Raw genomic sequence first — 14857 nt, forward strand, 5'->3', positions numbered from 1 at the left:
CGAGCGCGGCGCCGATCTGCCGCCCCTGCCCACGCTGTTCGTCGTCGTCGACGAGTTCGCCGAGCTGCTGCAGAACCACCCCGACTTCATCGCGCTGTTCGACCGCATCTGCCGCGTTGGGCGATCACTGCGGGTGCACCTTCTCCTCGCGACGCAGTCGCTGAACACCGGCGGCGTGCGCATCGACAAGTTGGAGCCGAACCTGACCTACCGCATCGCGCTGCGCACCACCAGTTCGGCGGAGTCCAAGGCGGTGATCGGAACCCCGGAGGCGCAATACATCACGAACAAGGAGAGCGGCGTCGGGTTCCTCCGGGTGGGGATGGAGGATCCGGCCAAGTTCCAGAGCGTCTTCACCGGAGTCAACTACGTGCCGACGGCATTGGCCGATGACGTCGTGGCGGCCCCCAGGCACGCCGCCCAGAGCAAGCTGCGGATCCACCAGTTCACCGCGGCGCCCATCCCGGAGGCGTTGACGTCATGACTTCCCGAAGACGAGCGCGAGTGAGGATCGCAGCGAGGCGCGAGCGCGGCCCGGAGCGAGCGGGAGTCGAGGCATGAGTATCGAATCCGAACAGCGGGTATTGCGCGAGGTCGTCCTCGAACAACTGACCACGGGCGAGGTCCGTGCGTATCGAATGTGGTTGCCGCCGTTGACCGATCCCACACCGGTCAACGAACTGGTCGAACGCGACAGTCGTCAACCGTTGCGCTTCGGGCTCGGCATCATGGACGAGCCGCGCCGGCACCGTCAGGAGGTGTGGGGCGTCGACGTCTCGGCGGCCGGCGGCAACATCGCGATCGGTGGCGCCCCGCAGACCGGCAAGTCGACGTTCCTGCAGACGATGATGCTGTCGGCGGCCGCTACCCACACCCCCCGTCAGGTGCAGTTCTACTGCATCGACCTCGGTGGTGGTGGCCTGATGTACCTCGAGGACCTGCCGCACGTCGGTGGTGTCGCCACCCGGTCCGAGCCAGACCGCGTCAATCGCATGGTGGCCGAGGTGAAAGCCGTTCTGCGGCAACGTGAAGCGATGTTCAAGCAGTACCGTGTCGGCTCCATCGCGACGTATCGGCAGTTGCGTGATGACCCGAATCATGCAGCGTCGGCGGATCCGTTCGGCGACGTGTTCCTGGTGATCGACGGCTGGCCCGCCTTCGTCTCGGAGTTCCCTGACCTCGAGCCGACCGTGCAGGACCTGGCCGGACAGGGCCTGGCGTTCGGTGTGCACACGGTGATCTCGACGCCGCGCTGGACGGAGTTGAAGTCTCGGGTTCGCGACTACCTCGGCACCAAGATCGAGTTCCGCCTCGGCGACATCAACGAGACACAGGTCGATCGGATGACCCGCGAGATCCCGGTCAACCGGCCGGGCCGCGCCATCTCGCAGGAGAAGCATCACCTGATGATCGGGGTGCCACGTCTCGACGGCGTGCACAGCGCGAAGGACATGGTCCCGGCGATGACCGCCGCGGTCCAGCACATCGGATCGCTGCACACCGACGAGGCGCCGAAGGTCAGGGTGCTGCCCGAGCGCATCTATCTTCGCGAGCTCGACCCGACCCCGCCGGGTCCCGACTCCGATTACCGCACCAGGTGGACCATCCCGCTCGGCCTCCGCGAGTCCGACCTGTCGGTCGCATACAGCCCGATGCACACGTCGCCACACTTGCTGATCTTCGGGGCGCCGAAGTCCGGCAAGACCACCATCGCCCACGCCGTCGCATCGGCCATCTGCGCGCGCAACAGCCCGCAGCAGGTGCGGTTCATGCTGGCCGACTACCGGTCGGGCCTGCTGGACGCCGTGCCGCCCGATCACCTGATCGACGGCTTCGCCGTCAACCGGAACAACGCGGCGCTCGAGGAAGCGATCAAGGTGCTGGCGGCCAATCTGCAGAGACGCCTGCCCCCGTCGGACCTCACCACCGCACAGCTACGGTCGCGATCGTGGTGGACGGGGCCCGACGTGGTGCTCCTCGTCGACGACTGGCACATGGTAGTGGCTGCGGGTGGCCCGATCGGACCGATGGCGCCGTTGTCGGCGCTGTTGCCCGCGGCGGCTGACATCGGGTTGCACATCGTGGTCACCTGCCAGATGAGCCAGGCCCAGCGATCGTCGATGGACCGATTCGTGGGGGCTGCGTATGGCGCGGGTTCGCCGACGCTGTTCCTGTCCGGGGAGAAGATGGACTTCCCGACCAGCGAGTTCAAGCTGAAGCGGCGCCCGCCTGGCCAGGCACTTCTGCGGTCGCAGGATGGCAAGGAAGTCGTTCAGGCGGCCTACATGGATCCACCGGAAGAAGAAGTGTTCGCACCACCCCTGACGGCCCGGTAGTATTTTTCGAAGACGTACAGCAACGCTACTGGCAAATGGCCAGCAAAGGGATCGGGGGTTCGATTCCATGGGGAGCAGGCAACCGCTCAGCACGGGCCTCCGGCCCGATATGCAGTGATTTCGAAATATGTGAGGAGTTAGCGCAAATGCAACCGTTGGAGCACAACCCAGGCGCGATCGGAGTCGGTTCCCAGGTCGTCGCAAATGGCGGCCGTGGCCTGGCCACCGGTACGGCCGCGACAACCGAGGCCAGTGCATTGGTACCGGCAGGTGCGGAGGAGGTCTCGGTGCAGGCCGCCATGGCGTTCGCGACCGAGGCCCTCGAGGTGAATGCGCTGAACGCGTTCGCTCAGGAGGAGTTGGCGCGCACAGGAGCGGCTTATATCGAATCAGCCGGGATCTACACGGCTGTTGACGGCTCCGGCGCCGCTGCCCTTTCGTAATCACATTCGTGTCGTAATAACAACACGTCAACCCAGAGAGATCTGAGTCCAGCAAACTATGTCCGCAGTGCCCGCAATGTTGGCGATGTTCTACGGAGCATTGCCACCAGAGGTGAACACAGCCAGGTTGATGGCGGGAGCCGGCGAAGCGCCGATGTTCCAGGCCGCGGCCGGCTGGGAGACCCTTGCGATCTCACTGGAGACTCAGGCCGAGGAGCTTGCGGGCAGCTTGGTGGCACTGCAGAGTTCGTGGCAGGGCTCGGCCAGCCAGCAGGCCGTCGACGCGACCACGCCAATGGTGGTCTGGTTGCGTACCACGGCATTGCAGGCTCAGAAGCGGGCGATGCAGGCCATCGCGCAGGCGAACGCGTACATGATGGCGATGGTCACGACGCCGCCGATACCCGAGATCGAGATGAACCACGTCACCCACGGGGTGCTCGAGGCAACCAACTTCCTCGGGGTCAACGCGGTGCCGATCGGCGTCAACGAGGCCGACTACTTCGTCCGGATGTGGAATCAGGCGGCCTTCGCGATGGAGGGCTATCAGGCCGAGACCAGCTTGAACACGGTGTTCGAGCCGATCCCGCCGATGAAGCCCATGGTCGTGCCCGGCGTCGGCGAGAGCTCGGCTGCCATGGCCGTCGGCGAAAACACTGCGTTGATGGGCGGCGCGATCATCCGCGAGGCGGTGTTCGCCCAGGTGACCGCTCAGGGATCCATGCAAATGGCGGGGCTGGCCGGCGGGAATGCGTTCAGCCAGGGGAACATGGCCGCCACCCGCGCCGAGGGCGGGGCCCAGAAGGCAGAGAGCGCCAGCCAGCAGTCGGGCCAAGGCCAGCAAGGCATGCAACAGGGTGTCCAGATGGCCACCCAAATGGCGTCGCAGGTCGGTTCGATGATGGTCCAGCTTCCGCAGCAGGGAAGTCAGATGGTCATGCAGCCCATGCAGCAGGTGACCCAGCAGATGACGCAGGTCTTCAGCCAGGTGGGTAGCGGATTCGGGTCCAACAACGGCCCGCAGGTCGGTCTGATCGGTGCCAGCCCGATGTCGAACCATCCGCTGGCAGGAGGATCGGGCGCGATGTCGGGTGCGGGGCTGGTCCGCGCGGCGTCGTTGCCCGGTGCGAGCGGTTCGGCGGCCCGCACACCGCTGATGTCCAACCTCGTCGCCCAGCCGGTCGTCGAACGCCCCAGCGTGCCGCCGATGGCGATGACGCCAGGGGCGGCCGCGGGAGGCAGCGGGGCCGGAGCTGCGCCGGTTGGTGGCGGCCCGATGGGAGCCGCCGGCCACGGCAGCAAGGGCGGTGGCGGCTCCAAGACGGGGTTGCGCGCGCCCACCGTTCTCCCCCAGGACCTGGGCGAGGACGAGGACGACGACTGGTAGGCGTCGACACAAGACTTCCCGGCCCAGGGGGGCTGGAAGACTCGCCATTCCCTTGGTGAGGACACGAGAAGAAAGGTATGCAGATAATGGGTCAACCGTTGCAGACAGACTCTGCTGTCCTCGCCGGCGAGGCGAGCAACTTCGAGCGGATCGCGGCGTCGCTCCAGGGCGTCATGGGTCAGGTCGACTCGACCGCAGGCTCGATGCAGGTGCACCTGCAGGGCATGTCCGGCACCGCCGCACAGGCCGCATTCGTGCGGTACCAGGAGGCGGCGCAGGTGCAGAAGGCCGCGCTGGACGAGATCTCGGCGAACATTCACACCGGGGGGGTGCAGTACGCCGCCACCGACGAGGACCAGGGTTCGGCGCTCGGCCAGACAATCCCGCAAATCCTCTGACCACGACAACCAGCCAACAGAATCGGAGAAATCATGAGTGAACAGGTATGGAACTTCGCCGCGATCGAAGCCAGCGCTGGTGAGGTCCAGGGCTACGCGGCCGCGGTGCACGGCTTGCTCGATGAGGGCACTGCCTCGCTCGGCAGATTGCAGGCCGCATGGCAGGGCACCGGGCAAGCCTCGTACGAGGCGGTCCAGATGAAGTGGAACAACGCATCCACCGAACTGAACGCGGCGCTGCAGAATCTCGCGCAGACTATTAGCGAAGCGGGTCAGACGATGGCTCAAACCGAAGCCGGCGTCGCGGGCTCCTTCAGCGCGTAGGAAACCGTGCACCGAGGTGGGCGGGCCGGCCTACTGCCGCTCCGCCCACCTCAGCACGTGCTCCAATGTGAACCAACCCTTGAGAGGTTTCCATGTCGGCCGACTATGACCGGCTCTTCCACTCCCCGGACGCGACACAGCCGCCCGAAGAGGAGACAGCGGCCGTCGACCGCGAATCGGTAGCGCCCGGCAACGCCGGACCCATGCCGACCCACGCGGTACGGCCCGATGCGCCGTCGGGCCCCATGCCCGTTACTCCACCCGCGACGAAGACGGCCGTCGCAGCGGCACCGCCACCGCGCCAGACCGAAGTCACCAGCCAGATGAGGCCGACCCAGACCACGGGGCAACAGCGGGCACCGAACGGGATGATGCGCGCGCCGCAGGGCGCAGCACCGACCGGCGCCCGATACGAACAGGCTCGTCCAGCGCCGGCACCCCCCATGCGACAGGCGCCTGCGCCCGCGCCGTCGCAACACTTCGCCGAATCGCAGTCCGAGAGTCGCGCGGTGTGGACGTCGGCGCAACAGGTGCCTGCGCCTGCGCCGACCTCCGCCGCCACGATCGGCAATCACCGTGCCATCGACGCGCTGTCGCACGTCGGCGTCCGCTCTGCGGTCAAGATGCCCTCACAGCGTGGTTGGCGCCACATGATCTACCTGTTGACGCGCATCAACCTGGGCTTCTCGCCTGACGAGATCTACGAACTCGACCTGCACACCCGGATTCGGCGCAACGCCCGCGACTCCTACCAGATCGGTGTCTTCGGGCTGAAGGGCGGCGTCGGCAAGACCGCCGTCACCGTGGCGCTGGGTTCGGAGTTGAGCAAGGTTCGCGGTGACCGCATCCTGGCCGTCGACGCGGACCCCGACGGCGGGAACCTGGCCGACCGCGCGGGCAGGCAGTCCGCCGCGACCATCTCGGATCTGTTGTCGGACAAGGAACTCGCCCGTTACAACGACATCCGGGCCTACACCAGCATGAACGCCGCCAACCTCGAGGTGTTGTCGTCGGAGGAGTACAGCGGAGCGCGTCGCGAGTTCAACGACGACGACTGGAAGGGCGCCGTCGGCATCGTGTCGAGGTACTACAACCTCGTCCTCGCAGACTGCGGCGCAGGCCTGTTCCAGCCGGGCGCGCGCGGCGTGCTGTCCACGGTGTCGGGTCTGGTGATCGTCGCCAGCGCGTCGATCGACGGGGCCAGGCAGGCCGCCGTGACGATGGACTGGTTGCGGCAGAACGGCTATCAGGATCTGCTCGGCCGGTCGTGCGTGGTGATCAACCACGTCGTTCCGGGCAAGCCGAACATCGACGTCGCCGATCTGGTGGAACAGTTCGAACGGCACGTCCCTCCGGGACGTGTCATCGTGCTGCCGTGGGACAAGCACATCGCCGCCGGCACCGAGATCCAGGTGGATCTGCTGGGCAAGACGTTCCGGCGACGGATCACCGAGCTCGGCGCTGCACTGTCCGACGACTTCGACAGGCTTGAACGTCGTTGACGACGACGGCCGCCGCACCCAGCACGTCGGGTACAACGCCCGGTAGGCCGTCGACGACCCGCGTCACGATCCTCACGGGCCGCCGGCTGACTGATCTGGTGCTGCCCGCCTCCGCGGCGATCGAGACCTACATCGACGAGACCGTCCAGGTTCTCGCGGAGATCCTCGAAGACACGCCCGCAGACGTCTTGGCAGGCTTCGACTTCAAGGCCCAGGGCGAATGGGCATTCGCGCGACCGGGTGCCCCTTCGATGAGGGCGAGTGAGTCGCTCGACGATGCCGGGGTGGTCGACGGTGCCCTCCTGACGCTCGTCACGGTCAGTCGCACAGAGCGCTACCGGCCACTGGTCGAGGACGTGATCGACGCGATCGCCGTCCTCGACGAGTCACCGGAGTTCGACCGGACGGCGCTGAATCGGTTCGTGGGCTTGGCAATTCCCGCGGTGGCGTTGGTCGTCACCGGAGTGGCACTGCGTGCATGGGCGGAAACCGGACACGGTTGGTGGTGGACGGCGGCGTTGGGCGTATTCGGTGTCGCCGTCCTCGGTGGCAGCCTGATGGCGCGATCGCGTTATGCGAATCTCGACCTGGCGGAGAGTCTGTTGATCGCCGCGGTGCCGTTGCTCGCGGCCGCGGCGGCATTGGCGGTCCCGCTGCCGAATGGCGTCGCTGGACTAGGCGCTCCGAATGTCGCGGGTGCAGGGGTCGTCCTGCTGCTGTTGGTGTTGGCGACCCGTGGCGGGCCACGCAGGCGGGCGGAGGTCGCGTCGTTCGCCGCGGTCGCCGCAGTAGCGGTCATTGCCGCGGCGATAGCGTACGGCTACGGGTGGGAGTACTGGGTGCCAGCCGGCGCCATCGGCTTCGGCCTGATCGTCGTCACCAATGCCGCGAAGTTGACGGTCGCCGTCGCCCGCATTGCACTTCCGCCGATTCCCGCGCCGGGCGAAACCGTCGCCAATGACGAACTGCTGGATCCCGTTTCGACTCCCGACACCTCAGATGAGGAGTCGCCGACGTGGCAGGCGATCATCGCTTCGGTGCCGGAGTCCGCTGCCCGTCTGACCGAGCGCAGCCACTTGGCCAAGCAGCTGCTGGTCGGCTTCTTGACCGCAGGTGTGGTGGTGCTCGCCGCCGGTGCCATCGCCGTCGTCGTGCAAGGCCACTTCTTCGTGCACAGCCTGATCGTTGCCGGGTTGGTCACCTCGGTATGCGCCTTCCGGTCGCGGCTCTACGCCGAACGGTGGTGTGCCTGGGCGCTGTTGGGTGCCGTCGTGGTCATCCCGACCGGGGTGACGGTACGGCTGTGCAACTGGTACCCGTACAGCGCTTGGCTGGTGTTGGCCATCTACGCCGCGGTCGCGGTGGTCACCTTGATCATGGTGGGGGCGACCGACGGCGTGCGACGGATGTCGCCGGTGAGCAAGCGAATTCTCGAGCTGCTGGACGGCGCGGCAATCGCCGCGGTGATCCCGATGCTGCTGTGGATCGCCAGTTTGTACGACGTCCTTCGGAACCTGCGGTTCTGATGATGCCGGTCGACAAGCTGTCCGACCTTCTCACTCTGAAATCCTGCGGCTCAGCCCTCTTGGTAGCTCCACGTGCGTAGCTGATCGGCAATCTTGTCGAGATCGGGCAGGACACCGCACGGGCGATCTCCAGTAGGTCGTCGAGATCCAGGTATTCGGTCACGCGTCCTTGAGGCGCTCGAGAACCCCGGCCTCCTCGTACACCACGCGCGGCAGCGCCGCGGCAACCTTGGCCTCGTGCGCACGCCGATCGATGTACTGGTCGATGGCCGATAGCGCGACAGCCTGCATCGACCGCCCTTCCGCTACGGCCTGCCGACGCAGCGCTTCTGTCTGCCGGTCGCTGGTCCGGAGAGTCATTCCCGTGACCGCACGATACCGGAGTGATACCACTCACGGGCTCGTGGAGGCGCTCAGTGCCGGCTGCCCTCGTCCGAATCCGCGGTGATCTCCGCGACCACCGCGTCGATCCGCTCGCGGTCCGCGTCGATCGATGCGGATGCCTTGAGCGACGCCTTCTGCAATGCCTCGTTGACCCGTCCCTCGACGGCCGCCGCACCGAGCCGCAGCAGCCCGTCCTCGATGAAGACGCCGGTCAGCCAGTGGTGCCCGTTGAGCGTGACCTCGACCGTCTCCGCTTCATCGGTGGCAGTGAAGGATTCGGTGTTCATCTTGGTCAACTGGTCGTCCATCAGCGACCGCAGTCGCTGCGCCTGTTTCAACACGGCAGCGACCTGCGGAGGCATGTCGTCGCTCACGTGGACTCCTTGTTGTCCTGGACGTCCTTGCGGCGACGATTGCCGATCACCGCCTCGGTCCAGGGCCGGTCCTCGGTATAGATGTCCTCATCTGGCGCCAGTCCTGGGGTGCGCTTCTTCTCCTTACCGCCTTGGCCTTGGCCCGCGCCGTGCATCGGCATGCCGCCCATTCCGCCCATGCCGCCACCGGCCGATCCTGCGGCCGTTGGTCCGGCTGCGCCACCACCGCCGGTGGTCGAACCGGGTCCGACGGACACACCGCCGACGTTGGGCTGCAACGGCATTGGCGGCACGCCGCCACCGCCGGATCCGCCGCCCGCACCGCCACCGGCGGCGGCGGCAGGCCTCAGGCTGGGGTCCGTCGGCAGTCTCGGGATGTCCTTCGGGCCGCCCCCGGGAAGCCCGCCCGGCATGCCCCCGCCCGGCGCGCCACCGCCTGACGGCGAGCCACCGCCAGATGGTGCGCCGCCAGCGGACGGGGAGCCGCCCGACGGGGCGCCTGGGCCCTGAGAGCCGCCGGCCGGCGGGGCTCCCGCGGACAAGGGCGATGCGGCGCCGGGTGGCGTCGCCGGCGCAGGCGCTCCGCCCGGCGGCGCCTGTCCGGGTGCACCCGGGCTCCACGGGGCGTTGCCGTCCGGAATGGTCTTCTTCCGCGGATCGCCATTGGAGGTCACCGGCGTCGTGGGAACTCCACTGGGGGGTGGCGGTGTGCGCGGTTTGACGGGGTGCGGGGCCGCCTCACCCGCGTAGCCGTGCCGAATTTCCTCGGATTCCTTCTGCAGCTGCTCCATCTGGAGGCCGAGGGTGTGCGCCGCGCTGCCGCCGTTGGCGATCGCCGCGGCCATCTGAGCCTTCAACGCTTCGTACTGCTGGTACACCTCGGTGTGCTGAATGAGGGTCTTCACGTGCGCATCCGAGATGCGCATGGCCTCACCGGCAAGCGCCTCCCAGGTCGAGCCGAGTTCGGATAGCCAAGTGCCGTACTCGTTGAACTTCCCGTACGCCTGCTCGGCCGCCTCGCCCTCCCAGTTCTGGATCTTGACCTGGAAGCTCTGCGCAGACGTCTTCAGCGCGGCGCCGTTCGCAGTCCACGCCGCTGCCGCCTCTCGCAGCGACGCACCGTGATCGCCCATCGAGAGCGCCTGCTGTGCCTTCTCCACGTCGAGGTACTCATCGGAGCTCAACCCGAGCGGAGCGCCCATCGGCGCAGGCGGCGTGGGCGCCGGAATCGCATTGGTCTTCGGCATGACGGGCGTTGGCGGAGGTCCGACCCCATTGAGGTTCGCCTCCCCCGCGGCGTCGACGTCGTCGTAGGCCTGGGCGACCGAATTCAGCGATTCCGCGAGCCGCGTGCCCTCACGATGACCGTAGTCCTGGTTCTGATAGAGGAAGCTCGCGTTCTGCTTGAGGTTGTCGACCGCGGTCTTGGACAGACTCAGCTGATCGGGTGGCACGACGAGGGGATTGTCCGTGAGCGGATTGCTCCATTGCAGTGCGTTGATCTGAATCGCCTTGGCGCGCAGATCGATCGTCTCTACTCGTACTTCCCCCGTCATATCCCCTCCTCGAGAGACGATCGTACGCCTCTCAGCAAACTCAAGATCACTGTTCCAGCGCCACCTGGTAGCGGCTCTCCTCCCGCGGGTTGATCAGCCGGATGGGCAGCTGACGATGGCGCGGCGTATCGATGAAGTTGCTTCGCAGCACGACCCGGCCCACACCCGGATGCGGACCCAGGTACGTGGTGGCGTTGGGCCACGCCACCTTGGCCACCTGGCCGATGCGCGCGTTGATGAACCCAGCGAACTCCCGGAACTGCGGACCGAGGGTGACGACGGCGCCCGAGGCGGCCGACCGCACGACGAATTGCGTGAACAACCGCGCGTCGCCGAGGTTGATGCTGACGTCGACGTCGTCGAACGGCATGTACACCGGGTACCGGTCGGCGGTCTCACCGACGAGCACACCCGCCGAGCCGATCGGCAGCTCGTAGTGCCGGTCGGTCAGCGGGCTCAAGCCCTGCACCGCAGCCGCCCGCTGACCACCGAACAGGCACGAAAACCCGCGCGGGGTCGAGGGATTCGCCAGCGTCGTCAACAAGACCGTCGTGGTCGGCGCCGTCCCGGGACGGACCCGAACCCTGGTCATGGTGTGATCCGCGCGTGCCGACCACCACACGTCGGGGCCACCGGGCGCGGTGTAGGCGGCGGTGAACGTACTGCGGCCCTTGATCGACGACCAGCTCTCGCGCTCGAAACTGATCTCGGTCGCCCTGTCGAAGTCGTCGAAGCTGCGCCCGCACCGCGCGTCGATCCCGTTGCTGGCCAACTGATCCGCGATCCGGGTGGTCGACGCGACGAGGTAGCGCGCCAGCCCGGCCACGCCGGCCTCGCGCCGCTGAGCGGGTTTGCGCGTCTGCTCGGGCAACGCCCGGAGCACGATCCACGTCCGCCGGTTGGCCGGCGCCGGGTAGGGCCCGACCACCTGCTCGTAGAGCGCGACGAGGCTCGACGGCGCGGTCTTGCCGACCCGGTACCCCGCCGAGACGATGTCGGCGTCCAGCTCGGGACAGTGTGCGGCGATGAGCTGTTCGACGAGCCGGGTGTCGACCACGTCGTCGGTGTAGGCTTCGCCGGACACGATGACCGTCGGCGTGAACGGCCGCGGCACCAGCTCGATCACCGAAACCAGGTGATCGCCCTGCCATCGCACGGCGACGTGATCGCCAGGAATGACGGTGGCCCCGACGGCCGGTGTCGAGGGGGCTTCCGGGGCGGCCTCGTGCCGTCGCCGCCAGGAGAAGATCGCCGTGATCCAGCCGGTCAGCCGGCGGCCGCGCACGGTGAGCACGACCGAGATCGCGATGATCACCGAAAGCGTGATGCCCAGCCAGAGCAGATTCAGCGGGATGAAGATCGCGATGCAGGCCGGAATCAGCACCGCCGCCCACAGCAGGTGGCCGGTGGTGACGCGAAAGCCGAACTGCGCCAAGAAGTTCTTCATCGGCGCCTCAATGCGCGACGGGCCAACGCTCCGAGGCCGAGCGCGACCGCCAGCGCTGCACCGGCAACGACGACCATGGTGATCGGCCCCCGATCGGGCGAAGGGATGTACACCGGCGGCGGCAGTTGCTTCACCTTGTACGGGATGGCCTTCGGGCCAGGAGGCACGTCCCAGGTCAAAGCGGCCACCGGGTCGATGACACCCGCGCCGACGTAGTTGTCCACGCCGCCCCCGGGATGCCTTGCGGTAGCGGTGATCCGGTTCATGATCTGCGCGGGAGACAGGTTTGGAAAGCGTTGCTTGAGCAGCGCGGCCAGGCCCGACACGTACGCCGCGGCGAAGGACGTGCCGTTGATCGGGACCGGGCCGTCCTGCCCCTGCAGGGCGTTCACCGGATTGCCGTCGTACCCCAGCGCGGTGATGTTCTCGGCTGGCGCGGCGGCGCCTACCCACGGGCCGGACATGGAGAAGTTGCTCGGCTGGCCGTTCTGGGCGATGCCGCCGACCGTGAGCACCAGCGGCGAGTACCAGGCCGGCGAGACGATCGTCTGAACTTCCTTCCAGCCTCGTGGATCGGCCGGCACAGAGGGGTCGGGTGGCGGGTTCTGACTGCAGTCCTGCCCGGTGTTGCCCGCCGCGACGACCACGACTGCGCCCTTGACGTTGACGGCGTACTCGATCGCCGCGCCGAGGCCGGTCTCGTTGATGGGGCGGGTGATCTTGTAGCAGGCGGCCTCGCTGATGTTGATCACCTGCGCGCCCAGGTTTGCGGCGTGCACGATCGACCGGGCCAGGCTGCGCAGGGAACCCGCGGTCTGCGTGGTGTTGGGGTCGTTCGGATCGGTGCGCGAGCCCACCGGCTGGAAGTTGTCCGACGTCTGGCGCAGCGACAGGATTCGTGCGCCGGGAGCCACCCCGATGAAGCCGTCGGTGGGCGCGGACCGACCCGCGATGATCGACGCGGTCAGCGTGCCGTGGCTATCGCAATCGGACATTCCGTTGCCGCCGACGTCGACGAAGTCTCCGCCGGGAAGGGCAGGCACCCGCGGCGAACCGTTCACACCGGTGTCGATGACGGCGACAGTTACTCCCTCTCCCGTTGCGAACTTCTGCGCATCGGCGAGCCGGAGGTAGTCGTTGGCCCACGGTTTGTCGGCGAAGTTGGCCCCGGGGAACACCGTGGGCGCGGAGCACACCCGCCGTTGCTCGGTGGGCTGATCCGGGCCCGTCTCATCAGGTGGCAGGGCCGCCGGGTCGATGGTGGGCGGTTCGATCGCGACCGCAGGGGGCGCACTCAGCAGCGCCAGGATCAGCGCGACGAGAAGGACGCCGATGCGACGCAGCATTCCTCACCCCTCTCGACGATCGCCCCACCCACATTGTGCTGAGTCCCCCTCAGCAAACTGATTGAGGCCGGCTTCGCGGCGCATCCTTTGACGTCAAGCCCCCGGACCCTGTGCACGGGGCAATCTTACGGGCGAGTTGACCGGCCGGGTTCCGCTTTCTTTTGGGGCTGCGTCAGGCGTCGAGGTCTTGCTGGACCAGCGAAGCCACGGTGTCGAGCGCTGCCTCGTCGTCCGAGGCGACGGTGACCTGGGCGCCGTTGCCCGCACCGAGCGTCATGATCATCAGCGCCGAACCGGCGTCCACCGGCTCACCACCGTCGACGGACAAGAACACCGGGACACCGGCGTTGAGCACGGCCTCGGCGATGATCGCGGCGGGGCGGGCGTGCAGGCCGATCGACGATCCGACGATGACGGTCTTGGCGGACATGTGGAGTCTCCTTCTGTGGTGGGTTTGGGTAGGTCAGGCGGCGACGAGTTCGGCCGACGTCTCCGAATCGGTCTTGGGCTTGGCGAACTGCTTGGCGGCGACGACGGCCACAGCCCCGACGGCGGTGCCTGCCGCCAGGGCGACCAGGAACCACACCAGATGCCCGATGGCGAAGAACACGAAGATCCCGCCGTGTGGCGCCTTGAGGGTCACGTCGAACGCCATGATCAACGCACCCGTCACCGCACCACCGGCCATCATCGACGGAATGACGCGCAGCGGGTCGGCCGCGGCGAACGGAATCGCGCCCTCGGAGATGAACGAGGCCCCGAGAAGCCATGCCGCGCGGCCATTCTCGCGCTCGGGCTCGGTGAACAGGCCCGGCCGCACGGCTGAGGCCAGTGCCATCGCCAGCGGCGGGACCATGCCCGCAGCCATGACGGCGGCCATGATGCGCAGGGTGGCCGGGTCGGCCACGTTGAGCCCGGCGGTGGCAAAGGCGTAGGCCGCCTTGTTGACCGGACCGCCGAGGTCGAAGCACATCATCAGACCGAGGATGATGCCAAGCAGGATCACCGAGCTGCCGGAGAGACCGCCGAGCCAGGTGGTCAGCCCGGAGGTGACCGCGGCCAGCGGACGGCCGAGCAACAGGAACATCAGCAGGCCGACGACGAGCGAGGCGACCAGCGGAATGATCACCACCGGCATGAGGCCCCGCAGCCAGCGGGGGACGTCGATACGGCTGATCCACAGGGCGGTGAAGCCGGCGATGAGGCCGCCGACGATGCCGCCGATGAAACCACCGCCGACGAAGACGGCCACCGCTCCGGCGGTGAATCCCGGTGCGATGCCGGGTCGGTCGGCGATGGCGAACGCGATGTATCCCGCAAGGGCAGGTACCAGGAATGAGAACGCCAGCCCGCCGAGTGTGAACAACACTGCGCCGAGGTACTGAACGAAACCGCCCGACGGCAGGTTGGTCAGCGAGTTGGTGGTGGCGATGATGTTGCCGAGCGACTGCGTCGCGCCTTCGGGCTTGTTGGCGATGTCGTACCCGGCGAAGAGGAAGCCGAGTGCGATGAGCAGACCGCCCGCGGCCACGAACGGAATCATGTAGCTGACGCCCGTCAGCAGGATCTGCCGGGTGCGGGTGCCCCAACCGACTCCGCCGGACGCGGACGGGCCCGACGACGACGGTGCGCCTGCCACGCCCTCCACCCGCGCTGCATTCGGATTGTCAGCGGCCGCAAGGGCTTCGGACACCATCTTGTCGGGCTCGTTGATCGCACGCTTGACCCCGGACGCGATGACCGGCTTGCCCGCGAAGCGACCTCTGTCCTTGACCCCGACGTCGGTGGCGAAGATGACGGCGGCCGCGCCGGCGATGGTCTCGGCGGGCAGCGG

The 14857-nt window shown here is 67.5% G+C and carries 15 protein-coding genes; 8 read left to right on the plus strand and 7 right to left on the minus strand.

Features of this window, described 5'->3' with window-relative positions:
* From QOC69_RS09115 to eccD, 8 genes are all read left to right on the plus strand, one after another.
* Positions 1-484 (plus strand): FtsK/SpoIIIE domain-containing protein (locus QOC69_RS09115; protein ID WP_526438565.1); only part of this gene is annotated, 484 nt, incomplete at its 5' end.
* A gap of 73 nt (positions 485-557) precedes the next feature.
* The gene (gene eccCb, locus QOC69_RS09120; RefSeq protein ID WP_526438567.1) at positions 558-2336 is read left to right on the plus strand and encodes a type VII secretion protein EccCb; all 1779 of its coding nucleotides are present in this window, start codon (positions 558-560) and stop codon (positions 2334-2336) included.
* A gap of 146 nt (positions 2337-2482) precedes the next feature.
* Positions 2483-2779: a PE domain-containing protein gene (locus tag QOC69_RS09125; RefSeq protein WP_526438569.1), complete on the plus strand. Its 297-nt coding sequence runs from the start codon at positions 2483-2485 to the stop codon at positions 2777-2779.
* A gap of 58 nt (positions 2780-2837) precedes the next feature.
* Positions 2838-4166 carry a PPE family protein gene (locus tag QOC69_RS09130; protein WP_526438571.1) on the plus strand — a complete coding sequence of 443 codons (1329 nt, stop codon included), beginning with the start codon at positions 2838-2840 and terminating at the stop codon, positions 4164-4166.
* Between the two features lie 86 nt (positions 4167-4252).
* Positions 4253-4564 carry a WXG100 family type VII secretion target gene (locus QOC69_RS09135; protein WP_526438573.1) on the plus strand — a complete coding sequence of 104 codons (312 nt, stop codon included), beginning with the start codon at positions 4253-4255 and terminating at the stop codon, positions 4562-4564.
* A gap of 33 nt (positions 4565-4597) precedes the next feature.
* Entirely contained in the window at positions 4598-4888 is a 291-nt protein-coding gene (locus QOC69_RS09140) for a WXG100 family type VII secretion target (protein WP_526438575.1), read from the plus strand.
* 92 nt (positions 4889-4980) lie between these two features.
* A complete protein-coding gene (locus QOC69_RS09145) occupies positions 4981-6390 on the plus strand; it encodes a MinD/ParA family ATP-binding protein (RefSeq protein ID WP_526438577.1) in 1410 nt (469 codons plus the stop codon).
* Complete coding sequence (gene eccD, locus QOC69_RS09150) at positions 6387-7916, plus strand: type VII secretion integral membrane protein EccD (RefSeq protein WP_526438579.1); 1530 nt, start codon at positions 6387-6389, stop codon at positions 7914-7916. The genes QOC69_RS09145 and eccD overlap by 4 nt, the downstream gene beginning before the upstream one ends.
* 159 nt (positions 7917-8075) lie before the next feature.
* On the opposite strand, the gene QOC69_RS09155 is transcribed toward eccD, so the two are convergent.
* From QOC69_RS09155 to QOC69_RS09185, 7 genes are all read right to left on the minus strand, one after another.
* Complete coding sequence (locus QOC69_RS09155) at positions 8076-8276, minus strand: CopG family transcriptional regulator (RefSeq protein ID WP_526438581.1); 201 nt, start codon at positions 8274-8276, stop codon at positions 8076-8078.
* A gap of 53 nt (positions 8277-8329) precedes the next feature.
* Positions 8330-8674: a YbaB/EbfC family nucleoid-associated protein gene (locus tag QOC69_RS09160; protein WP_526438583.1), complete on the minus strand. Its 345-nt coding sequence runs from the start codon at positions 8672-8674 to the stop codon at positions 8330-8332.
* Positions 8671-10230, minus strand: a complete 1560-nt coding sequence (locus tag QOC69_RS09165) for a PPE domain-containing protein (RefSeq protein WP_526438585.1) — start codon at positions 10228-10230, stop codon at positions 8671-8673. The genes QOC69_RS09160 and QOC69_RS09165 overlap by 4 nt, the downstream gene beginning before the upstream one ends.
* A gap of 46 nt (positions 10231-10276) precedes the next feature.
* A complete protein-coding gene (gene eccE / locus QOC69_RS09170; protein WP_526438587.1) occupies positions 10277-11677 on the minus strand; it encodes a type VII secretion protein EccE in 1401 nt (466 codons plus the stop codon).
* On the minus strand, positions 11674-13020 hold the full coding sequence (gene mycP, locus QOC69_RS09175; protein ID WP_526438593.1) for a type VII secretion-associated serine protease mycosin: 1347 nt from the start codon (positions 13018-13020) through the stop codon (positions 11674-11676). The genes eccE and mycP overlap by 4 nt, the downstream gene beginning before the upstream one ends.
* A gap of 175 nt (positions 13021-13195) precedes the next feature.
* A complete protein-coding gene (locus tag QOC69_RS09180) occupies positions 13196-13453 on the minus strand; it encodes an HPr family phosphocarrier protein (protein ID WP_526438589.1) in 258 nt (85 codons plus the stop codon).
* A 33-nt stretch (positions 13454-13486) separates the two neighbouring features.
* On the minus strand, positions 13487-14857 hold a 1371-nt coding region (locus QOC69_RS09185; RefSeq protein ID WP_526438591.1), incomplete at its 5' end, for a PTS fructose transporter subunit IIC.

The sequence above is a fragment of the Mycobacterium sp. genome (assembly GCF_032162105.1).
Classification (GTDB): domain Bacteria; phylum Actinomycetota; class Actinomycetes; order Mycobacteriales; family Mycobacteriaceae; genus Mycobacterium.